This window comes from Bradyrhizobium sp. T-12 (genome assembly GCF_058314695.1).
This window is the reverse complement of the sequence record NZ_CM177756.1, coordinates 6,992,892-7,019,640: the sequence shown is the minus strand read 5'-3', so window position 1 is coordinate 7,019,640 and position 26,749 is coordinate 6,992,892. Positions and strand designations below refer to the sequence as shown.

The 26,749-nt window shown below is 65.0% G+C and carries 20 protein-coding genes; 10 read left to right on the top strand and 10 right to left on the bottom strand.

All coding sequences use genetic code 11. From position 1 onward, the window contains the following. Positions 1–52: 52 nt before the first annotated feature. Together AC0WRY_RS33525 and AC0WRY_RS33520 are read right to left on the bottom strand one after the other, a co-directional pair. Entirely contained in the window at positions 53–1,276 is a 1,224-nt protein-coding gene (locus AC0WRY_RS33525) for an ABC transporter substrate-binding protein (RefSeq protein WP_194404982.1), read from the bottom strand. A gap of 71 nt (positions 1,277–1,347) precedes the next feature. Beyond that, entirely contained in the window at positions 1,348–2,898 is a 1,551-nt protein-coding gene (locus AC0WRY_RS33520; protein WP_194404981.1) for an acyl-CoA synthetase, read from the bottom strand. Between the two features lie 235 nt (positions 2,899–3,133). On the opposite strand from AC0WRY_RS33520, the gene AC0WRY_RS33515 reads away from it, so the two are divergent. The 7 genes from AC0WRY_RS33515 to AC0WRY_RS33485 all read left to right on the top strand — a co-directional run bounded on the left by AC0WRY_RS33515 (position 3,134) and on the right by AC0WRY_RS33485 (position 11,866). Then, positions 3,134–4,270 carry an acyl-CoA dehydrogenase family protein gene (locus AC0WRY_RS33515; protein WP_194404980.1) on the top strand — a complete coding sequence of 379 codons (1,137 nt, stop codon included), beginning with the start codon at positions 3,134–3,136 and terminating at the stop codon, positions 4,268–4,270. Positions 4,271–4,310: 40 nt separating this feature from the next. Then, positions 4,311–5,474, top strand: coding sequence for an acyl-CoA dehydrogenase family protein (locus AC0WRY_RS33510; RefSeq protein ID WP_194404979.1), 1,164 nt, complete (start codon positions 4,311–4,313; stop codon positions 5,472–5,474). Further along, the gene (locus tag AC0WRY_RS33505) at positions 5,474–6,130 is read left to right on the top strand and encodes a glutathione S-transferase family protein (RefSeq protein WP_194404978.1); all 657 of its coding nucleotides are present in this window, start codon (positions 5,474–5,476) and stop codon (positions 6,128–6,130) included. The genes AC0WRY_RS33510 and AC0WRY_RS33505 overlap by 1 nt, the downstream gene beginning before the upstream one ends. A 174-nt stretch (positions 6,131–6,304) precedes the next feature. After that, positions 6,305–7,105 (top strand): helix-turn-helix domain-containing protein, encoded by an 801-nt coding sequence (locus tag AC0WRY_RS33500; RefSeq protein ID WP_194404977.1) that lies wholly within the window; start codon positions 6,305–6,307, stop codon positions 7,103–7,105. Positions 7,106–7,309: 204 nt separating this feature from the next. Next, positions 7,310–8,176, top strand: a complete 867-nt coding sequence (locus AC0WRY_RS33495; RefSeq protein WP_194404976.1) for a beta-keto acid cleavage family enzyme — start codon at positions 7,310–7,312, stop codon at positions 8,174–8,176. 100 nt (positions 8,177–8,276) lie between these two features. Further along, the gene (locus AC0WRY_RS33490) at positions 8,277–9,893 is read left to right on the top strand and encodes an acyl-CoA carboxylase subunit beta (protein ID WP_194404975.1); all 1,617 of its coding nucleotides are present in this window, start codon (positions 8,277–8,279) and stop codon (positions 9,891–9,893) included. Beyond that, on the top strand, positions 9,890–11,866 hold the full coding sequence (locus tag AC0WRY_RS33485; RefSeq protein ID WP_194404974.1) for an acetyl/propionyl/methylcrotonyl-CoA carboxylase subunit alpha: 1,977 nt from the start codon (positions 9,890–9,892) through the stop codon (positions 11,864–11,866). Before AC0WRY_RS33490 ends, AC0WRY_RS33485 begins: the two co-directional genes overlap by 4 nt. 58 nt (positions 11,867–11,924) lie before the next feature. Here AC0WRY_RS33485 and AC0WRY_RS33480 read toward each other — a convergent pair whose 3' ends face one another. Continuing rightward, complete coding sequence (locus AC0WRY_RS33480) at positions 11,925–12,434, bottom strand: hypothetical protein (RefSeq protein ID WP_491122473.1); 510 nt, start codon at positions 12,432–12,434, stop codon at positions 11,925–11,927. Positions 12,435–12,749: 315 nt separating this feature from the next. Between AC0WRY_RS33480 and AC0WRY_RS33475 the strand changes: the two genes are divergently transcribed. Beyond that, positions 12,750–13,535 carry a hypothetical protein gene (locus AC0WRY_RS33475; RefSeq protein WP_194404972.1) on the top strand — a complete coding sequence of 262 codons (786 nt, stop codon included), beginning with the start codon at positions 12,750–12,752 and terminating at the stop codon, positions 13,533–13,535. Between the two features lie 73 nt (positions 13,536–13,608). On the opposite strand, the gene AC0WRY_RS33470 is transcribed toward AC0WRY_RS33475, so the two are convergent. The 7 genes from AC0WRY_RS33470 to AC0WRY_RS33440 form a co-directional block, all read right to left on the bottom strand. Next, positions 13,609–14,604: an ABC transporter ATP-binding protein gene (locus AC0WRY_RS33470; protein ID WP_194404971.1), complete on the bottom strand. Its 996-nt coding sequence runs from the start codon at positions 14,602–14,604 to the stop codon at positions 13,609–13,611. Further along, positions 14,601–15,608 carry an ABC transporter ATP-binding protein gene (locus AC0WRY_RS33465; RefSeq protein ID WP_194404970.1) on the bottom strand — a complete coding sequence of 336 codons (1,008 nt, stop codon included), beginning with the start codon at positions 15,606–15,608 and terminating at the stop codon, positions 14,601–14,603. The genes AC0WRY_RS33470 and AC0WRY_RS33465 overlap by 4 nt, the downstream gene beginning before the upstream one ends. Next, complete coding sequence (locus AC0WRY_RS33460; RefSeq protein WP_194404969.1) at positions 15,608–16,501, bottom strand: ABC transporter permease; 894 nt, start codon at positions 16,499–16,501, stop codon at positions 15,608–15,610. Before AC0WRY_RS33460 ends, AC0WRY_RS33465 begins: the two co-directional genes overlap by 1 nt. Before the next feature lie 9 nt (positions 16,502–16,510). Continuing rightward, entirely contained in the window at positions 16,511–17,458 is a 948-nt protein-coding gene (locus tag AC0WRY_RS33455; RefSeq protein WP_194404968.1) for an ABC transporter permease, read from the bottom strand. Positions 17,459–17,498: 40 nt separating this feature from the next. Then, complete coding sequence (locus AC0WRY_RS33450; protein WP_194404967.1) at positions 17,499–19,097, bottom strand: ABC transporter substrate-binding protein; 1,599 nt, start codon at positions 19,095–19,097, stop codon at positions 17,499–17,501. A gap of 225 nt (positions 19,098–19,322) precedes the next feature. Continuing rightward, positions 19,323–20,873, bottom strand: a complete 1,551-nt coding sequence (locus AC0WRY_RS33445; protein ID WP_194404966.1) for an AMP-binding protein — start codon at positions 20,871–20,873, stop codon at positions 19,323–19,325. A gap of 17 nt (positions 20,874–20,890) precedes the next feature. Continuing rightward, positions 20,891–22,045 (bottom strand): iron-containing alcohol dehydrogenase, encoded by a 1,155-nt coding sequence (locus AC0WRY_RS33440; RefSeq protein WP_491122472.1) that lies wholly within the window; start codon positions 22,043–22,045, stop codon positions 20,891–20,893. 270 nt (positions 22,046–22,315) lie between these two features. On the opposite strand from AC0WRY_RS33440, the gene AC0WRY_RS33435 reads away from it, so the two are divergent. Together AC0WRY_RS33435 and AC0WRY_RS33430 are read left to right on the top strand one after the other, a co-directional pair. Next, a complete protein-coding gene (locus AC0WRY_RS33435; protein ID WP_194404964.1) occupies positions 22,316–23,527 on the top strand; it encodes an efflux RND transporter periplasmic adaptor subunit in 1,212 nt (403 codons plus the stop codon). Then, positions 23,524–26,691, top strand: coding sequence for an efflux RND transporter permease subunit (locus AC0WRY_RS33430; RefSeq protein WP_194404963.1), 3,168 nt, complete (start codon positions 23,524–23,526; stop codon positions 26,689–26,691). The genes AC0WRY_RS33435 and AC0WRY_RS33430 overlap by 4 nt, the downstream gene beginning before the upstream one ends. Positions 26,692–26,749 lie beyond the last annotated feature (58 nt).

Below are 26,749 nucleotides of genomic sequence, written 5' to 3'. Positions count from 1 at the left end.
AATGGCGGCCTCGCAGCCGCCATTCGGTGTCTTGCGGTGCGGCAGGGCCGCCTCAGCCGCCGGTTTCGGCGCTGATGATGTCGCCGAACAGCTCCCACTGGCCCTTCTTGAAGCGCCACATCTTGAGCTGCTCGATCGGTGCGAAATCGTTGGCCGAGGTGTTGATCTTGATCCCCGGGATCAGCGTATCGGGCGTGAAATCTTTCAGGCTCGCAGCCTGCTTCATCACGTTCTCGCGCGTGAGATTGTCGCCTGCCTGCTTCAGCACCTGAACCATGGTCTGGGCCGCTGCATAGCCGTAGACGAGGTTCGCATCCGAAATGTTCGCGCCCGGCATGTACTTGTCGATGAAGGCCATGAACTTCTTCATGCCCTCATCGTCCTTCCACTGCGGATCCGACGCGTCCTTCAGGTAGCCGGCGGACAGCACACCCTCGGAGGCCTCGAGGCCGGCGGGCTTCATCACCGCACCAATCGAGACCGAGACGTCGGTCATCAGATGCATCGGCTTCCACTCGAGCTCGGCGATCTTCTTGATCGCCTGAGCCGCGAATTTCGGGGTGGCGATGTTGACGAAGACATCGGCGCCGGTGCCCTTGAGCTTGACGATATGGGCGTCGATCGACGGCTCCGACGTCTCGTAGCTTTCTTCGGCCACGATCAGCTTCGATGCCTTGTCGCCGAACACGTCCTTGATGCCGGCGAGGTAGTCCTTGCCGAAGTCGTCGTTGGCATAGAAGATCGCGACCTTCGCGTCCGGCTTCTCCTTCAGGATGTACTTGGCGAAGATCTGGGCTTCGACCCGATAGCTGGGCTGGAAGCCCATGGTCCAGGGAAAGTTCTTCGGGTCGTTCCACTTGCTGGCGCCGGTAGCGAGGAAGAGCTGCGGTACCTTCTTGGCATTGTGATATTTCTGCACGGCGGTCTGCGTCGGCGTGCCCAGCGCGTTGAACACCAGGAACACTTCGTCGCTCTCGATCAGCTTGCGGACCTGCTCCACGGTCTTGGGCGGCGAATAGCCGTCATCGTAGGAGATCCAGCTGATCTTGCGGCCGTTGATGCCGCCCTGATCGTTGATCATCTTGAAATAGGCTTCCTCGGTCTTGCCGATGACGCCGTAGGCGGAAGCGGGGCCGGAATAGGCCTCGACATTCCCGATCTTGATCTCGGTGTCGCTGGCGCCGGTATCGTATTTCTTCTGCGCCTGGACGCTCTGGGCCGAGAGCAATGTCAGGGCTGCCGCCGCCGCGAGCAGGGAGAGTTTCTTGTTCTTCATGGAAATTCCTTGGGTTTCTTGTGGGTTGGCAGGCACTTCAAAAAGAAAAGCGCCCGCGAGGGGCGCTCTGGTCAGGCGTTGGCGACCTTCTTGTCGACCTCGGAGGCCACCGAGAACGCCTTGCGCAAGGTCGGCTTGTGAATCTTGCCGGTGGCGTTGCGCGGCAGCGCGTCGACGAAGCGGATCTGGCGCGGGCATTTGAAGCGCGCCAGATTGGCCATGCAGTGCGTGAAGACATCGGCCTCGGTCAGCTTCTGCCCTGGCTTGACCGCGACGATGGCAAGGCCCACCTCGCCCCATTGCGGATCGGGGATGCCGATCACGGCGGCTTCCGCGATCGCCTCGAGCTGATGCAGGACGTTCTCGACCTCGGCCGGATAGACGTTCTCGCCGCCGGAGATGTACATGTCCTTCCAGCGGTCGACGATGTAGTAGAAGCCCTCTTCATCCACGCGCGTTGCGTCGCCGGTGTGCAGCCAGCCGTCGGTGAAGGAGGTCTTGTTCGCCTCCGGCCTGTTCCAGTAGCCCGGCGTGATGTTGGGTCCCTTGACCCAGAGTTCGCCGAGTTCGCCCACATCGGCATCGCTGCCGTCGGGGCGCACGATGCGCACTTCGGTATGCAGCACCGGTTTCCCGGCGGAGCCGGCCTTGCGCGCCGCATCCTCGCGATCGAGCACCAGCACGGCCGGCGAGGTCTCAGTCATGCCGTAGCCCTGCTGCAGGGCGACGCCGCGCGCTTCCCACACCTTGAGCAGCGGCACCGGCATCGGTGCGCCGCCGACACCGCCGACGATCAGCCGGCTGAGATCGGTGGTCGCGAAGGCCGGATGCTGCGCCATGAACTGGTAGATCGCGGGCACGCCGAAGAACACGTTGATGCCCTGCGCGGGATCGTTGATCAGGCCGAGCGCGGCGCCGGGATCGAAGGCGCGCATGATCATCACGGTACCGCCGGCATGCAGCACGGGATTGGTGTAGCAATTGAGACCGCCGGTGTGGAACAGGGGCAGCACGGTGAGCAGCACCGAGGCCGGCCCGATGCAGGCGGGGCCGCCGAGATTGACGCAATTCCAGAAGGTCATGCCATGGGTGATGGTCGCGCCCTTCGGATGGCCCGTCGTGCCCGATGTGTACATGATGGTCGAGACATCATCGAGCGTGACCTCTTCGGCGCGGTCGAGCGGCTTCGCGGCGGCGATGCCGGCCTCATAGGACCCGCCGGGGCCGAGCAGCAGGCTCGTCGTGACACCGCAACGCGTTGCGACGGCAAGCGCAGTCTCGGCAAGATCGGTGTCGTGGATCATCACCTTCGGCGCGCAATCGCTGGTGATGAATTGAAGCTCGGGGACGGTGAGGCGGGTATTCAAAGGCACGAAGATGGCGCCCAGGCGCCCGCAGGCGAATTGCACCTCCAGCGTATCGGTGGTGTTCAGCGCCAGCACCGCGACACGGTCACCGCGCGAGATGTTGAGCGTGTGGCGCAGGAACGAGGCGAGGCGCGAGACGCGGGCATCGAGCTGCGAATAGGTGAAACGGCGCTCGCTCGCGAGGTCGATGACCGCGACCTTGTCAGGCGTGCGGCGGCCATGATGGACGATCCAGTCGTAGTAGCGAACGGCCAAGAATACCTCCCTCGGCGCACCATGCCCGGCGTGGCCCTGGGGCCAGCCGGAGTCTGTGCAGCAACGTTTTTTTGCGCCAGAGTTGGCCTGCGAGCGGGGAAAATCGTCTTGCGTTGAGTTGCTGGCTTGCGGCCTTTCCCGAAGCGCCGGCTCCTGTCAGCCACTGCGCGCAAGTGGACCGGCCATGTTCCAGCGATGGTAGCTGAGACGAATCCGCCTATGGGGCAAGAGTGCGATGAAGAGCCCGTTCTATACCGCCGAGCACGACGCGTTTCGCGACGTGATGCGACGCTTCGTCGACAAGGAGATCGCGCCGTTCGCCCATGAGTGGGACGAGGCCGGTGAATTCCCGCGCGGGCTCTATCGCAAGGCCGCCGAGATCGGCCTGCTGGGCCTGGGATTCCCCGAGGAATATGGCGGGATCGCCGCCGATCAGTTCATGAAGATCGTGGCCAGCCAGGAGCTCGCGCGTGCCGGGGCCGGCGGCGTCAGCGCCAGCCTGATGAGCCACACCATCGGTTCGCCGCCGATCGCGCGGGCGGCTCGGCCCGAGGTGAAGGCGCGCGTGCTGCCGCAGGTGCTGGCAGGCGAGAAGATCTCCGCGCTCGCGATCACCGAGCCGGGCGGCGGCTCTGACGTTGCAAACCTCCGCACGAGGGCGCGGCGCGACGGCGATCACTACGTCGTGAGCGGCGAGAAGACCTTCATCACCTCGGGGATGCGCGCCGATTATCTGACCGTCGCCGTGCGTACCGGCGGCGAGGGCGCCGGCGGAGTCAGCCTGCTCCTGATCGAGGGCGATACGCCGGGCCTGTCGCGCACCAAGCTGAAGAAGATGGGCTGGTGGGCCTCCGACACCGCGACCTTGCATTTCGACGAATGCCGCGTGCCGGCCGAAAACCTGATCGGGGAGGAGGGCCAGGGCTTCAAGATCATCATGCAGAATTTCAACAGCGAGCGCATGGGCATGGCGGCGGGCTGCACCGCCTTCGCCCGGGTCTGCCTCGACGAGGCCATCGCCTATGCCAAGGAGCGCAAGACCTTCGGCAAGCCGCTCGCCCAGCACCAGGTCATCCGCCACAAGATCGTCGACATGGCGCAGAAGGTCGCGGCAAGTCAGGCGATGCTGGAGATGCTGGCCTGGCGGCTCGAGCAGGGCGAGAGCCCGGTCGCGGAAATCTGCATGATGAAGAACCAGGCGACGCAGACCATGGCGTTCTGCGCCTCCGAAGCCGTGCAGATCTTTGGCGGCGCCGGATTCATGCGCGGCATCAAGGCCGAGCGCATCTACCGCGAGGTCAAGGTCAACGCCATCGGCGGCGGCACCGAGGAGATCATGAAGGATCTGGCGTCACGGCAGATGGGGTTGTGACTTCGCGCTGCGCGCGCCCCGGAATGACGAAGAGGAAGAAATGCTATTCACCGCCGACCACGACGACATCCGCCGTTCCCTGCAGAAATTCATCGCCAATGAGATCAATCCGCACGTCGATGAATGGGAAAAGGCCGACATCTTCCCGGCGCACGAGCTGTTCAAGAAGATGGGCAGCCTCGGCTTCCTCGGGCTGAACAAGCCGGTCGAATTCGGCGGCTCCGGCCTCGATTATTCCTATGCGCTGATGATGGCGGAGGAACTCGGCGCCATCACCTGCGGCGGCGTGCCGATGGCGATCGGGGTGCAGACCGACATGGCGACGCCGGCTCTGGCGCGCTTCGGTTCGGACGAGGTGCGCCGCGAATTCCTCGCACCCTCGGTCTCGGGCGATTTCGTCGCCTGCATCGGCGTCTCCGAGCCCGGCGCGGGCTCCGACGTCGCCTCGATCAAGACGCAGGCGCGCTCCGATGGCGACGATTACGTGATCGACGGCGGCAAGATGTGGATCACCAACGGCACGCAAGCCGACTGGATCTGCCTGCTCGCCAACACCGGCGACGGGCCCGTTCACCGCAACAAATCGCTGATCTGCGTGCCCATGAAGAGCAAGGGCGTCACCATCGCGCGAAAGCTCGACAAGATGGGCATGCGCTCGTCGGACACGGCGCAGATCTTCTTCGACAATGTCCGCGTGCCCAAGCGCAACCGGATCGGCGAAGAGGGCAAGGGCTTTACGTACCAGATGATCCAGTTCCAGGAGGAGCGGCTCTGGGGTGCGGCGGCCTGCCTGAAGTCGCACGAATACATCATCGACCAGACCATCGAATACACCCGCAATCGCAAGGCCTTCGGCCAAAGTATTCTCGACAACCAGGTCGTGCACTTCAAGCTCGCCGAGATGCAGACCGAGGTCGAGCTGCTGCGCGCGCTGATCTATCGCGCCGCCGAGCAGCTGGTCGCGGGCGAGGATGTGACGCGGCTCGCGACCATGGCCAAGCTGAAGGCCGGCCGGCTCGGCCGCGAGCTCACCGATGCCTGCTTGCAATATTGGGGTGGGATGGGCTTTACCAACGAGACGCCCGTCAGCCGCGCCTATCGCGACAGCCGCCTGACCTCGATCGGCGGCGGTGCCGACGAGGTCATGCTGATGGTCCTGTGCAAGATGATGGGCACGCTGCCGGGGAGTAAAGGAAACGCCTGATGATCACGCTCTATCATTGCGACGCCGCGCGCTCGTTCCGTCCGCTCTGGATGCTGGAGGAGATGGGGCTATCTTACGAACTGAAGATGCTGCCGTTCCCGCCGCGGGTCTTTGCCAAGGAATATCTGGCGCTCAATCCGCTCGGCACGATTCCCTTCCTGGTCGACGGCGAGACCAAGATGACGGAGTCGTCGGGCATCTGCCACTATCTCGGCATCAAGCACGGGCCGACGCCGCTAATGGTCGGGCCGGAAGATCCCGCCTATGGCGCGTTCCTGAACTGGATGTATTTCAGCGATGCCACGTTAACCTTTCCGCAGACGCTGGTGCTCCGATACACCCAGCTCGAGCCGGAAGAGCGCCGCAATCCGCAGGTCGCGACCGACTACGCAAAATGGTTCCTGGGACGCTTGCGCGCCGTTGAGGCAGCGACCGCGAATGCCGAAACCTTGTGCGCAGGGCGTTTCACTGCCGCTGACATTGTCATCGGCTACGCCCTCCGGCTGGCCGATAATATCGGGCTCGCCAAGGATTTTGGGCCAAATGTCGCAGCCTATTGGGCGCGCCTGCAGCAGCGCGACGGTTTCAAGCGTGCTGTTGCTGCGGAGCAAAGGGCCGGCGCCGAGCAGAATGTTGCACCGCGCGTGAGGGCGTGAGCCTTCACAGGTCGGGAACTACAGACCCGCGATGGTCCCGAACGGCTCGCCGCCGTCCTGGAATGCCAACGCTTTGCGCTCCATGACAGCGCTATCGCGTCGTGACAGCGCCCAAATTTCGGCTAAGGTGACCTCCGTCCGCAGCGGCCAGAGAGCCGCGCGAGGAGGACCCCAATGGAAGATAAAGGTCGCGAATCCGACCATCTCATGCTGATCACGCCGGAGCGGGTATTTTACGCCGGCCTGCTCGGACGGCCCCGGAAGCGAACCCCCGGTTGCTGCCATGTCTATGTCGCGGTGAAGGGCAGCCTGCATCTCACGATCGATGACACGCTTGCCACCGGCGAGTTGTTCGTCACCCTGCCGAACCAGCGACACTCCATTGCCAGCGATTATCGCACCGCCATCAGCGTGACGCTGGAGCCGGAGAGCATGCCGGACGGCGTGATCGAGGCCTTGGCCGAGCGGCTGCGGGGGCCGGACAAGGCCGCCTATGCCCGCAAGATCCTGGCCGCCTACGCGCTACTCCGCCAGCGCCGCTATGGCGACATCACCACCGCCGAGTTCGACGAGATGTGTTTTGGCGAGGCGCTGCCGCGCCGCGTGCTCGATCCGCGTGTGACCCGCGCCGTCGCCCGCATCGAGCGTTTCTCCGGTGAGCCGGTGACTGCCGACACCTGTGCGGCGGAAGCAGGCCTCTCGGCCTCGCGCTTCCTGCATCTGTTCAAGGAAGAGACGGGTATCTCCTTCCGCTCCTTCCGCGCCTGGAAGCGTGCGCGCCATTTGCTGCACTTCGCCAATCAGGATCTCAACCTCGCCCATCTCGCGCAGGACATCGGCTATCCCGACTCCACCCATTTCAGCCACTCGATCCGTCGCTTCTACGGATTGAAGCCGCGCGCGATCTTCGTCGGCTCGCGCGATCTTGCGATCTATCGCAGCACCGAGACGGTGCGGCTGGCGGAAGCGAGTTAACTCCGCTCGTTATCCTTGGTAGGGCGGGTTAGCGCAGCGTAACCCGCCTCTTTGATCTCCTCGGAGGCAGAAGTGGCGGGTTACGCTTTCGGCTAACCCGCCCTACGATTCGTCGTTTTTTCCAGCTTCTCCGCGCAAGAAGCCACATGCCGCCCATCACATGATCGCAATCGTTGAATTCTCAACGTGCGAGATATCATTGGCATGAGCGACAAGGCCGTCATCACCTGCGCGCTGAACGGCGTGCTCACCGACCCCAAGCAGCACAACGTGCCCGTGACGCCCGAAGAGATGGCGCGGGAGGCCAAGGCTGCGTTCGATGCCGGCGCGTCCATCATGCACATCCATCTGCGCCAGCAGGCGCCGGGCAAGGGGCACCTGCCGTCCTGGGAGGTCGCTGTCAGCAAGGAGATCCAGCAGGCCATCCGGGAAGCCTGCCCCGGTGTCATCATCAACCACACCTCGGGCGTGTCGGGGCCGAACTACTCCGGCGCGCTTGACTGCATCCGCGAGACCAAGCCCGAGATCGCGGCCTGCAACGCCGGCTCGCTGAACTATCTGAAGGTGAAGGCCGACAACAGTTGGGCCTGGCCGCCGATGATGTTCGACAACGCGGTCGAGAAGGTGAAGGACTATCTCGACGTCATGAACGCGGTCGGCACAATCCCCGAGTTCGAATGCTTCGACGTCGGCATCGTCCGCTGCGTCGGCATGTACCACCAGGTCGGCATGTACAGGGGACCGCTCGAATATAACTTCGTGATGGGCGTCGCCTCAGGCATGCCCGCCGACCCTGAATTGCTGCCGATCCTGATCAAGCTGAAGCGCCCCGAGGCGCATTTCCAGGTCACCGCCATCGGCCGCGAGGAGATCTGGCCGCTGCATCAGCGCTGTGCCGAGCTCGGCGGTCATCTGCGCACAGGTCTCGAAGACACCTTCTATCTCGCCGACGGCAAGAAGGTGACGTCGAACGGCCAGCTGATCGAGGCCATCGCCGCCTGCGCAAGGCGTGCGGGCCGCGAGATCGCGAGCCCGGCGGAAGCGCGGAAGATATTTGGGACGAATCGCTGAATATCACTGTCGTTCCGGCGCGATGCGAAGCATCGAACCCGGAACCTCGAAATTCCGGGTTCAGGCTTCGCGTGCCCCGGAATGACGATCAAGGTCTGTCATGTCCACCATCGAAAACGCCATCTCCCCCGGCAGTGCCGCCTACCACGCCAACCGCGACGGCATGCTCGGCCTGATCGACCGCATGCGCGCGCTGGAAGAGCGCACGCGCGCCGCGTCCGCCGCGGCCAAGGACCGCTTCCACAAGCGCGGCCAGTTGCTGCCGCGCGAGCGCGTCGCGCTGGTGCTCGATCCCGGCGCGCCCTTCATCGAGCTCTCCACGCTCGCCGGTTACATGTTCGACGTGCCGGATGCCGGCAAGAGCGTGCCGGGCGGCGGTGTCATCGCCGGCATCGGCTTCGTCTCGGGTATCCGCTGCATGGTCAGCGCCAGTGATTCCGGCATCGACGCCGGCGCGCTGCAGCCCTTCGGCCTCGACAAGACGCTGCGGGTGCAGGAGCTGGCGCTGGAGAACAGGCTGCCTTACGTGCAGCTCGTCGAAAGCGCCGGCGCCAATCTCCTGCGCTACCGCGTCGAGGACTTTGTCCGTGGCGGCAACATCTTCCGCAATCTGGCGCGGCTCTCGGCGGCGGGACTACCTGTCGTGACCGTCACGCACGGTTCCTCGACCGCCGGCGGCGCCTATCAGACCGGCCTGTCCGACTACATCGTCATGGTGCGCGGTCGTACGCGCGCCTTCCTCGCGGGACCGCCGCTGCTGAAAGCGGCGACCGGCGAAATCGCGACCGAGGAGGAGCTCGGCGGCGCCGAGATGCACACGCAAGTCTCCGGCCTCGGCGATTATCTCGCCGAAGACGATCGCGATGCCCTTCGCATCGCGCGCGAGATCATGGCGGCCCTTGAATGGGAGCGGCCGGGCCGTGCGGCGCGCGAGTTCAAGCCGCCGCGCTACGACCAGGACGAATTGCTCGGCATCATGCCGATGGACCACAAGCGCACCGTCGACATGAAGCAGGTGATCGCCCGCATCGTCGATGATTCCGACTTCACGGAGATGGCGCCGAATTACGGCCCGGCCACCGTCTGCGGCCATGCCCGCATCGAGGGCCAGGCGATCGGCATCATCACCAACAACGGGCCGCTCGATCCCGCCGGCGCCAACAAGGCGACGCATTTCATCCAGGCCTGCTGCCAGACCCGCACGCCGATCCTCTATCTCAACAACACCACCGGCTACATGGTCGGCAAGGCCTATGAGGAGGCCGGCATGATCAAGCACGGCTCCAAGATGATCCAGGCGGTGACCTCGGCGACGGTGCCCCAGATCACCATCTATTGCGGCGCCTCGTTCGGCGCCGGCAATTACGGCATGTGCGGCCGCGGTTTCCATCCGCGCTTCTGCTTCTCCTGGCCCAACGCCAAGACCGCTGTGATGGGCGGCGAGCAGGCGGCCGAGACCATGGCGATCGTGACCGAGGCGGCTGCGGCGCGGCGGGGCAAGCCGATCGAGAAGGACAAGCTGGACGCGATGAAGGCGCAGATCATCGGCGTCTTCGACGGCCAGATGGACGTGTTCTCCACCAGCGCGCGCGTGCTCGACGACGGCGTGATCGACCCGCGCGATACCCGCGCGGTGCTGTCCGAGGTGCTCGCGATCTGCCGCGAGGGCGATGCGCGCACGCCTCAGCGCATGCAGTTTTCGGTGGCCCGCCCATGAGGAACGGATCAGTGCAGCACCGGCTGTTCTTCAAGGTCCTGGTGGCCAATCGCGGCGAGATCGCGTTGCGCGTGATGCGAAGCGCGCGGCAGCTCGGCCTCGGCGTCGTCGCGGTCTATTCCGATGCGGATCGCGATGCGCTGCATGTGCGCCAGGCCGACCAGGCCGTGCGCATCGGCGAAGCCTTGCCGGCCCAGTCCTATCTCAACATCGCCGCGATCATCGCCGCCGCCAAGGCGAGCGGCGCGGATGCCGTTCACCCCGGCTACGGCTTCCTCGCCGAGAACGACGATTTCGCGCAAGCCTGCAAGGATGCCGGCCTCGTCTTCATCGGCCCGTCGCCGCAGGCGATCGAGGCGATGGGCAACAAAGCCGGTGCCAAGGAGATCATGAAGAAGGCCGGTGTCCCCGTCGTGCCAGGCTATCAGGGCGCCGATCAGGGCGACGAGGTCATGCTCGCCGAAGCCAAAAAGATCGGCTTCCCCGTGATGATCAAGGCGGTCGCCGGCGGCGGCGGCCGCGGCATGCGGCTCGTGCTCGACGCCGCGTCGTTCCCGGATGCGCTGCGCAGCGCGCGGTCGGAGGCGAAGGCGGCGTTCGGCGATCCCACCGTGATTCTCGAACGCGCCATCCAGAATCCTCGCCATATCGAGATCCAGGTGTTCGGTGACAGCCATGGCAACGCCATCCATCTCGGCGAGCGCGATTGCTCGGTGCAGCGGCGGCACCAGAAGCTGATCGAGGAGGCACCGTCGCCAGCGGTCACGCCGGAGCTGCGCGCAAAAATGGGCGAGGTCGCGGTCGCCGCGGTGAAGGCGCTGCGTTACGAGGGCGCCGGCACGCTGGAATTTTTGCTCGATGCCAGCGGCGAGTTCTACTTCATGGAGATGAACACACGGCTCCAGGTCGAGCATCCCGTGACCGAGGCGATCACCGGGCTCGATCTCGTCGAGCTGCAGTTGCGCGTTGCGCGCGGCGAGTCCTTGCCGATCAAGCAGCAGGACATCAAGTTTTCCGGTCACGCCATCGAGGTGCGGCTGTGCTCGGAAGATGCCGCGCACGATTTCATGCCGCAGTCCGGCCGCATGGCGCGCTGGCAGGTGCCTGACGGCATCCGCGTCGAGCACGCGTTGCATTCAGGCTCGGAGATCCCGCCGTTCTACGATTCCATGATCGCCAAGGTGATCAGCCATGGTACGACGCGGGAGGAGGCGAGGGGGCGGCTGATCGTCGGCCTGGAGCAGCTCACCGCGTTCGGCGTGACCACAAACCAGTCCTTCCTGATGTCGTGCCTGCGTCATCCCGGCTTTGCCAGGGGCGAGGCGACGACGGCTTTCATCGGCACACACCGCGACGAGTTGCTGGCGCCGCAGGCGGATGCCGCATTCGATACGGCTTTGGCGGGCCTGCTGCTCTACGTGACCAACCCGCGCGCCCCGTCATGGCAAAGTGGCCGGAGCCTGTCGGCAACGTTCCCGCTGCCGGCCAAAATCGAGATCGCGGGCCAGATATTGGAACTTGAGATCGTGCGTGAGCGCGATGGCAGCTACACCGTTGCCATCGATGATCGCCAAGACAGGTTCGAGATCGAGCAACTCGACGCCGATACGATCCGCTTTCGCCATGACGGTGTGATGGACAGTGCAAGATTTCTGCGCGATGGCGATCGCCTTTACCTCCAGCACCGCGGCCTCCCGCTCGTGGTCGCCGATCTCACCCTCGCCGCGCCGAAGGCCGCCGCGAGCAACGGCGGCGACGGCAAGGTGCGCGCGGCCCTGAACGGCCGCGTCGTCGCCGTCCTGGTCAAGCCGGGCGATCGCGTGACGGCCGGTCAGCCGGTGATGACGCTGGAAGCGATGAAGATGGAGCACGTCCACAAGGCCGGCGTCGACGGCGTGGTCGCCGCGATCGACGTCGCCGAGGGCGAGCAAGTCACCACGGGCAGAATCGTGGCGGAGATCGGGGTCGGCTAGCTGTGGAATCGCGGCAAAGACGCAAAGCGCCGCGCCGCGACCGCCCGCGGCAGGAGGACTAACCTCTCGATCCCAGGGAGCCCTCCGGCGACCGTGGCCTGCATTTGTACTTGTCTGTCTTGGGGTCGCAAGGAAACGTCTTTTGGACCTTGTCGATCATCCAGAGCAGGACCGGGTTGCCGGGGTTCACCGGGTGATCGGACGAAGGGCTTTGTGCGGACGGCGTCGGCGCGGCCGAACGCGCGCTGGCCGGCACGGGGCCGATGCGGGTCGAGACGGCGGTGCCAGTCGACATGGTCCGGCCGCCGGGGGCCAGCGTGTAGTTCCAGCTGCCGAGGCTGTTGGTGTAGGTCAGGACGTTGCCCGAGCAGGTCCAGGTGCCCTGCACGCACGCCGGATGCTCGCTGCACAGCGCGCGGCCGTCGCGCAAGACGGACCCTCGGTTGCCGCTTCCCGAATGACGCCATTCGCCGACGAACTTGGAGGCGCAGCTGGCGGGCGGAGCGGCGAAGGCCGGAGATGCCATCAAGGCCAGCAGCATGGAAGCGATCAATGATCTCGTAGCCATCATAATCATCATAATAACGCCTCCCTGGAAAACGCCGATCTAGCCCGGGCGGGGCCACGTTCTCAACTGGTCGGCCGGAACAGGATTAACCGGCTAGCACAGCACGCGACGATGGAGCTGCTGTTCGCGATCTCTCCATGGGAGGGCGCATGGCGCGCTTCGGCCTGCCCCGCCTTTGATGCTTGATCTCCGAGCAAAGGGAAAAACCAAGTCATTACAATGAGGTCGGAGCGAGGGCTAGACGCTCGAAATGTATCTTGAACATTGTTCACGTTGAGTCTACTAATATTGAACACTGTTCAATTCAAGATTCACATGTCCCCTGCCGACGGTCACGCCGCAATACGGGCTCTAACCCGCCGATTCTCATTTGCCGCACCGCAGCCATCCGAAAAATATCTGATCGGCGCACTCTCGGCGCTGGCGTTGGTGACGCTCTTCGCGCCGGCGCTGCCCGCCGCCAACTGGCACATCCCGCATTTCATCGACACTCGCACTTGGCTCGGCGTGCCCAACGCCGGCGACGCGCTCAGCAACCTCGCGTTTCTCGCGATGGCCGTCTGGGGCTCGGAGCGACTGCGCGCGCGCCACGATGCCCCCGTGGGTGCAAGCTGGTTCTTCGTGGGATTGATCCTCACGTGCTTGGTCTCAGGCTTTTATCACCTGGATCCCGACATGCCGCAGCGGCTCGTCGCCGATCGTCTTGGCATGGCGGTCGCGTTCGCGGGCTTTCTAGGTATCGCGGCCGGTGAGCGCATCAGCGTGCGTGCCGGTGAAGCCGTGCTGGTCCTGATGATGATTGCGGGCCTGATGGCTGCCTGGGTGGCACGCGAAAATCTCACGCCGTGGGTGGTCGTGCAGTTCGGCGGCATGGCGCTCGCCGTGGGACTGGCATTGACGCGTCCTCGACCCGGCGCGCTCGGCGTGCCGCTCGGCGGCGTGATCTTCTTTTATGTGCTCGCCAAGCTTTTCGAACTGGGTGACGAGATCGTTTTCGAAGCGACAGGGCACTTCGTCTCGGGCCACACGCTCAAGCATCTGGCTGCCGCGCTGGCGGCCTGGCCGGTGATCCGCGCGTTGCCGCATGATCGGCAAGCGTAGGGCGTAACCCACCACTTTTCGTTCCGTGTTGGCTAAGGGGTGGGTTACGCTGACGCTAATCCACCCCACAGGGCTACAGCGTCGCGTTGCTCCGACCCGTCCCGTCGTTGAGCAGACACGCCACCTGATGCCCGTCGCCGGCATCCAGCATCGCCGGTCGCTCGATCTTGCACCGGTCCATCGCGAACCGGCAGCGGGTGTGAAACGCGCAGCCCGGCGGCGGATTGACCGGGCTCGGCACGTCGCCGTCGACCAGCGGCGCAAGCTTCTTCGCCAGCGGATTGGCGACCGGCACGGAAGCGAGGAGGGCCTGCGTGTAGGGATGCCTGGGATTGCGGAACAGCTCGTCCTTGTCGGCGATCTCCACGATGCGGCCGAGATACATCACGGCGACGCGGTGGCTGATATGGGCGACCACGGCGAGGTCGTGCGCGATGAAGAGATAGGAGAAGCCGTGCTGCCGCTGCAGGTCGATCAACAAATTGATCACCTGCGCTTGGATAGAGACGTCGAGCGCGGAGACCGGCTCGTCGCAGACGATGAGGCGCGGCCCCAGCGCGAGCGCCCGCGCGATGCAGATGCGCTGGCGCTGGCCGCCGGAGAATTGATGCGGGAAGTTGCGCATCTGGTCGGGACGCAAGCCCACCTGCTCGAACAGCTTTGCGACCCGCGCTGCAAGGTCCTTGCCGCTCGCGAGCCCGTGCACGGCGAGCGGCTCCCCGACGATGTCGCCGGCGGTCATGCGCGGATTGAGCGATGCGAACGGGTCCTGGAACACGATCTGCATCGAGCGGCGGTGCGGGCGCAGCGCCGCCTTGGACAGATGCGTGATGTCCTCGCCGTCGAGGCGGATCTGCCCTGAGGTCGGCTCGACCAGCCGCAGCACGCTGCGCGCCACCGTCGACTTGCCGCAGCCGGATTCGCCGACCAGCCCGAGCGTCTCGCCGGCCTGAAGGGAGAACGAGACGCCGTCGACCGAGTGCACGGTGCCGACCTGTCGGCGCAGCACGCCGGCGCGCACCGGATAATATTTCTTGAGGTCGGTGACCTCGAGCAGTGCCTCGGTCATGCCACCTCCGCGACTTCTTCCGCGCGCCAGCAGGCCGCGAGATGGCCGCCGCCCCAATCCGCCAGCGGCGGATATTCGGCCTCGCAGCGCTTGATCGCGAGCTTGCAGCGCGGCGCGAAAGCGCAGCCCTGCGGCAACCGCACCAGTGACGGCACGGTACCGGGAATCTCGTTGAGCCGCGCCGGTGCGACGACGCCGGGTGCCGGCACCGCCGGAATCGACGCCATCAACCCGCGCGTATAGGGATGCTTCGGCGCGGCGAACAGCGCCTCGACGCTGGCTTCCTCGACCTTCCGCCCCGCATACATCACGATCACGCGCTGCGCGGTCTGCGCGACGACGCCGAGATCATGCGTGATCAGCACGAGGCCGGTGCCGAGCTCTTTCTGAAGGTCGAGGATCAGCGCCAGGATCTGCGCCTGGATCGTGACGTCGAGCGCGGTGGTCGGCTCGTCCGCGATCAAGAGCGCCGGCCGGCAGGCCAGTGCCATCGCGATCATCGCGCGCTGGCGCATGCCGCCGGACAGCTGATGCGGATATTCCTTCGCGCGTCGCGCCGGTTCGGGAATGCGCACCAGGCGCAGCATCTCGACGGCGATGGTCTGTGCCTCCCTGGCCGGGATGTTCCGGTGCAACCGCACGGCCTCGACGATCTGGTCCCCGATCCGCATCACCGGATTGAGCGAGGTCATCGGCTCCTGGAAGATCATGGAAATCCGGTTGCCCCTGACGGCGCGCATCTCCGCCTCATTCAGAGCCAGCAGATCGGTGCCTTCGAGCGTGACGGAGCCGCCGACGATGCGGCCGGGCGGGTCGGGCACCAGGCGCATCAGCGAGAGCGCGGTGACGCTCTTGCCGCAGCCGGATTCGCCGACGATCGCCAGCGTCTCGCCGCGCTTGACGGTGAAGGAGACGTCGTCGACCGCCTTGAACAGCCCTGAGTTGGTGAAGAACACCGTCTTCAGGTTCTTCACCTCGAGCACGAGATCGGATTTGTCCGCCATCAGCCGCGTTGCCTCGGATCGAGAATATCGCGCAGCGCGTCGCCGAACAGATTGGCGCCGAACACGGCGAGGCTGATGGCGATGCCCGGGAAGATCACCAGCCACGGCGCCGTGCGGACATATTCGGCGGCGGACTCCGACAGCATGCGGCCCCATGACGGATAAGGCTCGGGAATGCCGAGACCGAGGAAGGACAGCGAGGCCTCGGTCAGGATGGTCGAGCCGAGCTGGGCGGTTGCGAGCACGATCAGCGGGGCCAGCGTGTTCGGCAGCACGTGGCGGAGCGCAATCCGCACCTCGCTCATGCCGATCGACTTGGCGGCCTCGACGAAGGGCAGCTCCCGCAGCGCCAGCGTGTTGGCCCGGATCACGCGTGACACCGTCGGGATCAGCGGAATGGCGATGGCGATGATGACGTTCGGCAGGGACGGACCGAGTGCCGCCGTCATGATCAGGGCCAGCACCAGCAGCGGCAGCGCCTGAAGCACGTCGGAGACGCGCTGGAAGACGAGATCGACCCAGCCGGACAGATAGCCCGACGTCAGCCCGACGATCACGCCGATCGTGCCGCCGAGGGCGGTCGAGCCGATGCCGACGGCGAGCGAGATCCGCGCGCCGTGGATGATGCGGCTGAACACGTCGCGGCCGAAGGAATCGGTCCCCATCCAGTGCGCCCAGCTCGGGCGGGCGAGCGCGCTGGCGGAATCGACGGTCAGTGGGTCGTAGCGCGCGATGAAGTCGGCAAAGATCGCGGTGAACACGAACACACCCATGATGATGAGCCCGGCCGCGCCAAGCACGTGCCGCTGCGCCAAAAACAGCACGCGCCGCCATCCACCGGTGGCATGCGCGCCGGCGCGCCGTAGTTCGAGATCGTAGTCGATTGCGGCCAAACAGCTCTCCTAATCCGTGTACCTGATCCGCGGGTCGAACACCGCGTAGAGCATGTCGACGATGAAATTCGCGACCACCACGACCACGGCGATGAGCATCACCAGGTTCTGCACGATCGGATAGTCGCGCCAGCGGATCGCCTCGACCAGGAAGCGCGCGACGCCGGGGATGTTGAACACCGTTTCGGTGACGATCAGGCCGCCGATCAGGAACGCCGCCTCGATGCCGATCACGGTGATGACGGGCAGGATCGCGTTCTTCAGCGCGTGCTGATAGTTCACGGCCGTCTCGGAGGCACCCTTGGCGCGCGCGGTGCGGATGTAATCCTGCCGCAGCACCTCCAGCATCGAGGACCGCGTGATGCGCATGGTCAGCGCCGCGCTGCGGAAGCCGACGGCGGCGGCCGGCACGGCGTAGGTCGCGAACGCCTCGAGCCAGGTCTTCGGGTTTGGATTGAAGATCGGTATCTGGCCGAACATCGCGACCGCCGCGGTGAGGATGAGCAGGCCGAGCCAGAACGAGGGCAGCGACAATCCGCTCAGGCTCACCACGCGCAGGGCGTAATCAAGCCGCGTGCCCTGCTTGACGGCGCTGATGACGCCCAGCGGAATCCCGATCGAGGCCGAGAACAGCAGCGCGAGGCCAGCCAGCTTGGCCGTGATCGGGATCCGCGGCAGGATTTCCTGCAGCGCCGGCTTCTCGGAAACATAGGAATAGCCGAGATCGCCGCGCAGAAAACCGCTGATCCAGTGCCAATATTGCACGATCATCGGCTGGTCGATGCCGAGCTCCTTCTCCAGATTGGCCTTGTCGGCGGGATCGACATAGCCGGCCGCGGCGAACAGGATGTCGACGATGTTGCCGGGCACGATGCGCAGCAGAACGAAGATGACGACCGAGATCCCGAACAGGGTCACGAGCATCAGGAAGAGGCGTCGCACCAGATAGGCAAACATCCTTCGCCCTCCGCGAGCCGTTAATCTTCAGCCAGGCGTGCTACTTGTCGAGCCACACATCCTCGTAGCGAAAGCCGTTATAGGAGCTGTTCGACATGATCGTGACGCCCTTGACGTAAGGCTGCCAGCACGTGCCGGCCCGCGCGTGGAAGATGATCGGGCGGGCGACATCCTCCTGCAGCTTCTTGTCGATCTCCCACACCAGCGGCTTGCGCTTGGCGATGTCGATCTCCTGCGATTGGACGTCGAACAGCTTCTCGATCTCCTTGTTGCAGTAATTGGTGTAGTTCCGCTCGGAGCCGCAGGAATAGTTCTCGTAGAAGGACTGGTCGGGATCGTCGACGGAGTTGCCGGTCAGATTGAGGCCGAGCATGTAGTCCTTGCGCGCGACTTTCGGGAACCAGTTCGCGGTTTCCACGACGTCGAGCTCGCCGTCGATGTAGATGCTCTTGAGCTGGTCGATCAGGATCACGGCGGGGTCGCGATATTCCGCGAGATTGCGGGTCGAGACTTTCACCGCAAGATGCTTGTCGGGGCCGTAGCCCGCCTTCTGCATCAGCTTCTTCGCCTCCTCGCGGTTCGCCTTCACGTCCTGGCCGTAGCCCGGAATGGTCTCCAGCCTGTCCTTCGGCATGCCCCAGATGCCTTGAGGCGGCGGCAGCATGGTGCCGCCGATATCGGCCTGGCCTTCGAACAGGATGTCGATGAAGGCTTTGCGGTCGAGCGCAAGGGACACCGCCCGGCGAATATCGATGTTGTCGAACGGCGCGGACGTCGAGTTGACGATGATGTTGGTCGAGACATTGGTCGGCTCGACGACGCAGGTCGCGTTCGGGGCCTGCGACTTGATGTCCTTCAAGAGCGGAATCGTGATGTGCGTCGGGAATGTCATGTCGAACTTGCCGGCGACGAAAGCGAGGATCGCGGTCGAGCGGTTCGTGATGATGGTGTACTCGACGCCGTCGAGATAAGGCAGGCCCTTCTTCCAATAGTCAGGATTTCGCGTCAGCTTGATCGATTCATTGGCCTTGAACTCGACGAATTTGAACGGCCCGGTCCCGATCGGATGGGTGCGCATGTCCGCCGGAGAGACGTGGCAGGGATAGACCGGCGTATAGCCGGACGCGAGCATCGCCAGCAGCGAGGGTTGCGGCCGCTTCAGGTCGAAGGAGACCTCGAAATCGCCATTCGTCGTGATCTCATTGACTTCGTTGTACCAGGCCTTGCGCGGGTTCTGCCGCAGCTTCTGCTGCGATTTGCCCATCAAGAGATCGAAGCTGCATTTGACGTCGGCCGACGTGAACGGCTTGCCGTCGTGCCATTTGACGCCCTGGCGCAGCTTGAATGTCAGCTTCTTGTTGTCGCCGCTCCAGGACCAGCTTTCGGCGAGCTCGGGCCTGAGGGTGTCAGGACTGTTCTGCGCGATGTGCTGGTCGTAGATGACGAGATTGTTGAAGACCCCCATGAACGGCACGTTGACCGAATAGGTCGCGCCTTCGAGGATCGAGGCGTTGGCCGGACTGTCGCGGTGATACATCCGCAAGGTTCCGCCCTGCTTGGGCTCGCCGGCGAGCGTGGTGGTTGAGGTTGTCAGCACAGATAGCGCCGCCGTTACGGCGAGCGCCCACACGCTCCGCATGCTCATCCTCCCTGGACATCGGCCTTTTGCGGCCTGTTTGACCTGACGATAGCACGCAAGCCGAGCGAGGCAACCCCGATAGCGCCGCATGCCGCCTCGACAATTCGGATGACGGAAGCCGCAGGGGTTCATATCTCACAATGTGAGAGTGCAGGTGCGAAGAGATGGGGCCTGTGCTGCGTTCAGTAGTTGCGCGCCGGGACGACAGCGAGTGGAGCCGTGCCCTCACACGATCCTTGACGCCTTGTTTCCCCAGTACCGATCCCGCAGCAGGCGCTTGTAGAGCTTCCCGGTCGGCAGCCGCGGCAATTCCTTCTCGAAATCGACCGAGCGCGGCACCTTCTGCCGCGACAGCGATTTCGCGCAGAACGCGATCAGCTCTTCGGCCAGCGCCGCGTCCGGCACGACGCCGGGCATCGGCTGCACCACCGCCTTCACCTCTTCGCCGAGATCGGGATTGGGTACGCCGAATACGGCGGCATCGGCGACCTTCGGATGGGTGATCAGCAGGTTCTCGCATTCCTGCGGGTAGATGTTCACCCCGCCGGAAATGATCATGAAGGTCGCCCGGTCAGTCAAATACAGGAAGCGGTCTTTGTCGACATAGCCGACATCCCCGACCGTGCTCATGCTGCCGTCGACCGAGCGCGCCTCCCTGGTCTTCTCAAGGTCGTTGAAATATTCGAACGGCGATCCCGTCTTGAACCAGACTTGGCCCGGCGTCCCGGTCGGGCACGCCCGCATGTTCTCGTCGAGGATGTGGAGATCGCCGAGCAGCACCTTGCCGACGGTGCCGCGATGCGCGAGCCATTCCTCGCTGTTGCAGGCGGTGAAGCCGAGGCCTTCGGTTGCGCCGTAATATTCGTGAATGATGGGTCCCCACCATTTGATCATGTCGTCCTTGACCAGAGCAGGGCACGGCGCGGCGGCGTGGATCGCGATCTCGAGCGAGGACAGGTCGTAGCGCTTTCGCACCTCTTCCGGCAGCTTCAGCATGCGCGAGAACATCGTCGGCACCAGCTGGGTGTGCGTGATGCCCCATCGTTGGACCAGCTCGAGATAGCGCTCGGGATCGAAACTCTCCATGATGATCACGGTGCCGCCCATGCGGATCGTGAGGTTCACGGCAGCTTGCGGCGCGGAATGATAGAGCGGGGCCGGCGAGAGATAGACCATGCCCTCACGGTAGTGCCAGAGCTTGGTCAGGAAATCGAACAGCTGCAGATTATGCTTCGGCGGCTCCTCCGGCAGCGGTCGCAGGATGCCTTTCGGCCGCCCGGTCGTGCCGGACGAATAGAGCATGGCGGTGCCGAGCCATTCGTCGGCGATCGGCGTCGCCGGCAGACCAGCGGTCACCTCCGCAAGGCCGACGATGCGCTCGCTCTCGCCGGGACCATCGGCGACGATGCAGAGCTTGATATCGGGGCAGGCCTGGATCGCCTCGCGCGCGATGTCGAGCTTGGCCACCGACGTGATCAGGATCTTCGACTGGCTGTTGACCAGCAGATAGGCGAGCTCGCCCGGCGTCAGGAAGGAGTTGATGCAGGTGTAGTACAGCCCGGAGCGCTCGCCCGCGCCGCAGGCCTCCAGGTAACGCGAATTGTTCTCCATGAAGATCGAATAATGGTCGAGCCGCCTCAAGCCGTGCTTGCGGAACAGATGCGCCAGCCGGTTGCTGCGCGCCTCCAGCTCGCGATAGGTGACGGCCTCGCCGGTGGACGCCATGATGAAGGCGGGCTGCAGCGGGCGCAGGCGGGCGTGTGTACCTGTGTACATCGATCCTCCGGTTCAGATCATGCGGCGAGAAGCAGGATTTCGCGCACCTGCGCCGGGCCTTCGATCTTGCGCGGATTGCGCGGCACCCAGGGCGTGCGCATCGCCTGCTCGGCGATCGTCTCGAAATGCTCGGACGACACATGCACCTCGGCGAGTCTGCGCGGCATGCCGAGCGAGCGGATGAAGGCGTCGAGCACGTCGGCGGCGTTGTGACCGGGAAAGCCCATGGCGGCGGCGACGATCATCTGCCGCTCGGCATTGGCCTGCGCATTCCAGCGCATCACCGCCGGCAGCATGATGCAGGAGGTGTAGCCGTGCGGCACGTCGAAGGCCGCGCCGAGCACATAGCCGATGCCGTGGCTCGCGCCCATCGGCACGCCGGCGGCAAGGGCGCCCATCGACAGCCAGGTGCCGATCTGCGCGTCCATCCGCGCGTCGAGGTCGGAAGGGTCCGCCTTCACCCGCGGCAGCGCGTCGGCGAGCATGGCGAGCCCCTTGACCGATTGCGCGTCGGCATAGGGATGCGTCTCATGCGAGCAGATCGCCTCGACGCAATGGTCGATGGCGCGGATGCCGGTCGACAGGAACAGCCATTCCGGCGTGTGGACGGTAATGGCAGGGTCGAGGATGGTGGCACGCGGTACCGTCAGCGGATGCCGTAGCATCTGCTTCACATTCGTGCTGCGGTCGGTGACGCCGGCGATCGCGCTGAACTCGCCCCCGGCGATCGTGGTCGGCACGCTGATCTGCCGCACGTGAGGGGCGATCATCTCGGGCGCGACGCCCTTGCGGACGCGGATGCGCTCGATGCCGTCGATGTCGGTGATGCCATTGGCGAGGCAAAGCTGCACCGCCTTGGCGCCGTCGGTGATCGAGCCGCCGCCGACGGTGACGATCAGATCAGCTCCAGCCTCGCGGGCTGCATTTGTGGCTGCAATCACCGCCTCGCGCGGCGTATGCGCCGGCATGGCGTCGAACAGCCCGGCGCAGCGGGAGCCCAGCGCCTGCTTGATTGTCTGGATTTCGTCGGTCTGGCGGTTGAGCGTGCCCGAGACCATCAGGAAGGCGCGGCGCGTTCCCAGCCGGTCCATCTGCGCGACAATGGCGCCGGCTGAGGGATGGCCGAACACGACCTCCTCGATCGCGCCGAAAACGACACGTCCCTGGTGCACGCCTGTCCTCCCGGACAATTTGCCTTGTTTTTGTAGGGAGAGCTTAGCCGAGCCCATTGCGGGCGTCATGCGCGAAGACGCTGGCCATCGCCGCGCGCGAAGCCGGCTATCGGGCTGTCAACCCGCCATCCGGCCAGGGCGTTCGTCCGAGCATTGCGCGCACCGCGGTCTTGAAGAGTTCATCTTTGCCACCCATCTTGTGGCGCCCGCAGGTAGAGGCGTACCCTGCATTTCCTGCGGCTTTTGCACGAGGACTGGCGAGGATTTGGGATGAGCGGACCGGATGGAAGCGAGCGGTTTGTCAAAAAGCACGATCTCGTCCTGGCTCGACTGGGCGCAATCGCCGCGTTTGTCGGTGCGACTTTCGCGCTCACCGGTTGCGGGCAGCCGGCCTCGCAGGGCGCTGCTCCCCCGCCAGCGCCTGTGACCGTCGCCCAGCCGGTCAAGCGCACCGTCACCGATTGGGACGAGTTCACCGGGCGCTTCGAGGCGGTCGAGGAGGTGCAGGTGCGCCCGCGCGTCGGCGGCTTCGTCAACTCGGTCGAATTCCAGGATGGCGCCATCGTGCGTCAGGGCGACCTGCTTTACGTGATCGACCCGCGCCCGTTCGAGGCGGTGGCGACGCAAGCGGAGGGCCAGCTGTCTGACGCACGCGCCAAGGTGGAGCTTGCCAAGCGCGAGCTCGACCGAGGCCTCAGCCTGGTGCAGAGCAGCGCCGTCTCCGAGCAAGCCGTCGACCAGCGCCGTCAGGCCCTGCAGGCGGCACACGCCGCCGAGATGCAGGCCGAGGGCGCGCTGAAGGCCGCCAAGCTCAATATCGAGTTCACCCATGTGACGGCGCCGCTGACGGGCCGCGTCAGCCGTCATCTCGTCAGTCCCGGCAATCTCGTGCAGGGCAGCGACAGCGGCACGTCGACATTGTTGACGTCCATCGTCACTCTTGATCCGATCTACGTCTATTTCGACATGGATGAGGCGACCTTCATCAAATACAGCAAGCTGTGGTTCGAAGGCCGGCGCCCGAGCTCGCGCGACACGGCGAACCCGGTGCAGGTGACGCTCGCCGGCGAGACCAAGCCGTCGCATGAGGGCACCATCAACTTCCTCGACAACCGGCTCGACGTCTCCACCGGCACGCTACGCAGCCGCGCGGTGATCAAGAACACCGATCTGTCGATCCTGCCCGGCCAGTTCGGGCGTGTCAGGCTGATCGGCAGCGCGCCCTATGAGGCGCTGCTGATTCCGGATGTTGCCGTCGCGACCGACCAGTCCCGCAAGATCGTGTTCGTGGTGAAGCCCGACGACACCGTCGAGGCGCGTCCCGTGGTGCTCGGGCCGCTGGATGACGGCCTGCGCGTGATCCGCGAAGGGTTGAAGGCGGAGGACCGCGTCATCGTCAACGGCATCCAGCGCGCCCGCGTCGGCGCCAAGGTCGCGCCGCAGACCGCGCCCGCCGGTGGCAAGCCGGGTGACAAGTCATGAATCTCGGCCGTCTCTCCATCAACCAGCCCATCCTGGCGATGGTGCTGTCGATCGTGCTCCTGATCGTCGGCGCGCTCGCCTACACCACGCTGCCGGTCTCCGAATATCCGCAGGTGGTGCCGCCGACCGTGGTCGTCACCACGCAATATCCCGGCGCCTCCGCGCAGACCGTGTCCGACACGGTCGCAGCGCCCATCGAGCAGGAGATCAACGGCGTCGAGGACATGCTGTATCTCTACAGCCAGGCGACCTCGAACGGCCAGCTCACCATCACCGTCACTTTCAAGCTCGGCACCGATCTCGACAAGGCCCAGGTGCTGGTGCAGAACCGCGTCGCGATCGCGCAGCCGCGGCTGCCCGAGGAAGTCCAGCGCAACGGCGTCACCACGCGCAAGAACTCGCCCGACATCCTGATGGTCGTGTTCATGCTGTCGCCCGACGACACGTTCGACCAGCTCTACATCTCCAACTACGCGCTGCTCCAGGTCCGCGACCAGTTGCTGCGCCTCGACGGCGTCGGCGACATCCAGATCTTTGGCGCGCGCGACTATTCGATGAGGCTGTGGCTCGACCCTGACCGGATCGCCAATCTCGGCCTGACCTCGGCCGAGGTGCTGGCGGCGATCCGCGCCCAGAACGTGCAGATCGCGGGCGGCCAGATCGCCGAGCCGCCGATCGCCGACCGCGCCTTCCAGCCGAACCTGACCTTCACCGGCCGCCTGAAGGATCAGAAGCAGTTCGAGGACATTCTGATCAAGGCGGGCTCCGACGGCCGCGTCGTGCGGCTCCGCGACGTTGCCCGCATCGAGCTCGGGGCGCTGGCCTACTCCACCAACAGCTTCCTGCTGCGCAAATCCGCGGTTGCGATGCTGGTGACGCAGCGGCCCGGGTCCAATGCGCTCGCCACCGCAAAAAACATCAACGACACCATGACGAGGCTCAAGGAGAGTTTCCCCAAAGGTCTCGACTACAACATCGGTTACAATCCAACCGAGTTCATCGCGCAGTCCGTCCACGAGCTGATCAAGACCATCTACGAGGCCATGCTGCTCGTGGTCATCGTGGTGCTGGTGTTCCTGCAGGGATGGCGGCCCGCGATCATTCCGATCATCGCGATCCCGGTGTCGCTGGTCGGCACATTTGCGGTGATGGCGGCGCTCGGCTTCTCCATCAACAATCTCACGCTGTTCGGCCTCGTCCTCGCCGTCGGCATCGTGGTCGACGACGCCATCGTCGTGGTCGAGAATGTCGAGCGGCATCTCGAGCACGGCATGAGCCGGCGCGACGCCGCGCTGAAAACCATGGAGGAGGTCGGCGGCGCGCTGGTCTCGATCGCGCTGGTGCTGTGCGCGGTGTTCGTGCCGACGGCGTTCCTCGGCGGAATTTCCGGGCAGTTCTTCCAGCAATTCGCCGTCACCATCGCGGTTGCGACCGCGATCTCCTGCTTCTGCTCGCTGACGCTGTCGCCGGCGCTGGCCTCGCAGATCCTCACCCCCCACGAGGCGAAGCGGCCGCCCGCGAACTGGAATGTCATCGCGCGGGCATGGGGCGCCTTCACCGGCGTGTTCAACCGCGTGTTCGACCGGCTGGCGCACGGCTATGCCGGCCTCGCCAATTTCGTGATCCGGCATTCGGTCCTGATGCTGCTGATCTACGTCGTGCTGATCGGCAGCGCCGGCTGGCTGATCGCGACCACGCCGCAAGGCTTCATCCCGGCGCAGGATCGCGGCTACGTCATCGTGTCCGTGCAATTGCCGGGTGCGGCCTCGCTGGCGCGCACCACCGAGGTCGTGCGCGAGATCGAGCGGATCGCGCTGGATACGCCCGGCATCGTCCGCGTTGCCGCCTTTGCCGGCTTCTCCGGCGCGACGCGCACGCAGGCCGGCAACGCGGCGGCTCTGTTCCCGGTGTTCGACGAGCCCGAGGCGCGGATCAAGAAGGGATTGTCCGCGAACGCCATCACGGTCGAGCTGCGCAAGCGCCTGTCCGCGATCCAGGGTGCTTTCATCATCGTGATTCCGCCGCCGGCCGTGCCCGGCATCGGCACCGGCGGCGGCTTCACCATCCGCATCCAGGATCGCCAGGGCCGCGGGCCCGAAATGCTCGCTGCGGCCACCGACGAGCTTGTCGCCGCGGCGCGCAAATCGCCCTCGCTGCTCGGCCCCTCGGTGTTCTCGCCGTTCAGCGCCAACACGCCACAGCTCTTCGTCGACATCGACCGCACCAAGGCGCAGAAGCTCGGCGTGCCGATCTCGAACATCAACGACACGATCCAGAGCTATTTCGGATCGACCTATGTCAACGACTTCAACCTGTTCGGCCGCACCTATCACGTCACCGCGCAGGCCGACTTCCCGTTCCGGAAGGAGCCCAGCGATCTCGCGCGCCTGCGCACGCGTAACGCCTCCGGCGACATGGTGATGCTCGGCAGCGTGGTCGAGTTCAGGGATGTCTCGGGCCCCGACCGCGTCGCGCGCTACAATCTCTATGCCGCATCCGAGCTCCAGGGCGAGCCGGCGCCGGGCACCAGCTCGACCACGGCGCTCAACACCATCAAGAAGCTGGCGGACGACACCTTGCCGAGCGGCTTCACCTTCGAATGGACGGACCTCTCCTATCAGCAGATCACCGGCGGCAATGCCGGCCTCTACGTGTTCCCGATCTGCGTGCTGTTCGTCTATCTCGTGCTCGCCGCGCAATACGGCAGCTGGACCTTGCCGTTCGCGGTGATCCTGATCGTGCCGATGTGCCTGCTTGCCGCCACCATCGGCGTGCGCCTCATGGGACAGGACGTCAACATCCTCACCCAGATCGGCTTCGTCGTGCTGGTGGGGCTAGCCGCAAAGAACGCGATCCTGATCGTCGAATTCGCGCGCGACATCGAGAACGAAGGCAAGCCGCGGCTGGAGGCCGTGATCGAGGCCTGCCGGCTGCGCCTGCGGCCGATCCTGATGACCTCCTTCGCCTTCATCCTCGGCGTGCTGCCGCTCGTGGTCTCGACCGGCTCCGGCTCCGAGATGCGGCAGGCGGTCGGTGTCGCCGTGTTCTTCGGCATGATCGGCGTCACCCTGTTCGGCCTGTTGTTCACGCCGATCTTCTATGTGGTGGTGCGGAACCTGGCGGAGGGACGGAACGAGGGGAAGAAGCCGGAGATGGTGGCTTAATCAGTGAGGCCACGTCTGTCGCCCACACCCTCCGCTGTCATCCCCGCGGACGCGGGGA

Bases quoted from the DNA above. Each gene is read 5' to 3' on its own strand.
- AC0WRY_RS33450 (WP_194404967.1), bottom strand. From the start codon at position 19,097: ATGCGGAGCGTGTGGGCGCTCGCCGTAACGGCGGCGCTATCTGTGCTG.
- AC0WRY_RS33485 (WP_194404974.1), top strand. From the start codon at position 9,890: ATGAGGAACGGATCAGTGCAGCACCGGCTGTTCTTCAAGGTCCTGGTG.
- AC0WRY_RS33445 (WP_194404966.1), bottom strand. From the start codon at position 20,873: ATGTACACAGGTACACACGCCCGCCTGCGCCCGCTGCAGCCCGCCTTC.
- AC0WRY_RS33455 (WP_194404968.1), bottom strand. From the start codon at position 17,458: ATGTTTGCCTATCTGGTGCGACGCCTCTTCCTGATGCTCGTGACCCTG.
- AC0WRY_RS33490 (WP_194404975.1), top strand. From the start codon at position 8,277: ATGTCCACCATCGAAAACGCCATCTCCCCCGGCAGTGCCGCCTACCAC.
- AC0WRY_RS33525 (WP_194404982.1), bottom strand. From the start codon at position 1,276: ATGAAGAACAAGAAACTCTCCCTGCTCGCGGCGGCGGCAGCCCTGACA.
- AC0WRY_RS33475 (WP_194404972.1), top strand. From the start codon at position 12,750: ATGTCCCCTGCCGACGGTCACGCCGCAATACGGGCTCTAACCCGCCGA.
- AC0WRY_RS33435 (WP_194404964.1), top strand. From the start codon at position 22,316: ATGAGCGGACCGGATGGAAGCGAGCGGTTTGTCAAAAAGCACGATCTC.
- AC0WRY_RS33470 (WP_194404971.1), bottom strand. From the start codon at position 14,604: ATGACCGAGGCACTGCTCGAGGTCACCGACCTCAAGAAATATTATCCG.
- AC0WRY_RS33515 (WP_194404980.1), top strand. From the start codon at position 3,134: ATGAAGAGCCCGTTCTATACCGCCGAGCACGACGCGTTTCGCGACGTG.
- AC0WRY_RS33495 (WP_194404976.1), top strand. From the start codon at position 7,310: ATGAGCGACAAGGCCGTCATCACCTGCGCGCTGAACGGCGTGCTCACC.
- AC0WRY_RS33500 (WP_194404977.1), top strand. From the start codon at position 6,305: ATGGAAGATAAAGGTCGCGAATCCGACCATCTCATGCTGATCACGCCG.
- AC0WRY_RS33465 (WP_194404970.1), bottom strand. From the start codon at position 15,608: ATGGCGGACAAATCCGATCTCGTGCTCGAGGTGAAGAACCTGAAGACG.
- AC0WRY_RS33505 (WP_194404978.1), top strand. From the start codon at position 5,474: ATGATCACGCTCTATCATTGCGACGCCGCGCGCTCGTTCCGTCCGCTC.
- AC0WRY_RS33480 (WP_491122473.1), bottom strand. From the start codon at position 12,434: ATGGCTACGAGATCATTGATCGCTTCCATGCTGCTGGCCTTGATGGCA.
- AC0WRY_RS33430 (WP_194404963.1), top strand. From the start codon at position 23,524: ATGAATCTCGGCCGTCTCTCCATCAACCAGCCCATCCTGGCGATGGTG.
- AC0WRY_RS33510 (WP_194404979.1), top strand. From the start codon at position 4,311: ATGCTATTCACCGCCGACCACGACGACATCCGCCGTTCCCTGCAGAAA.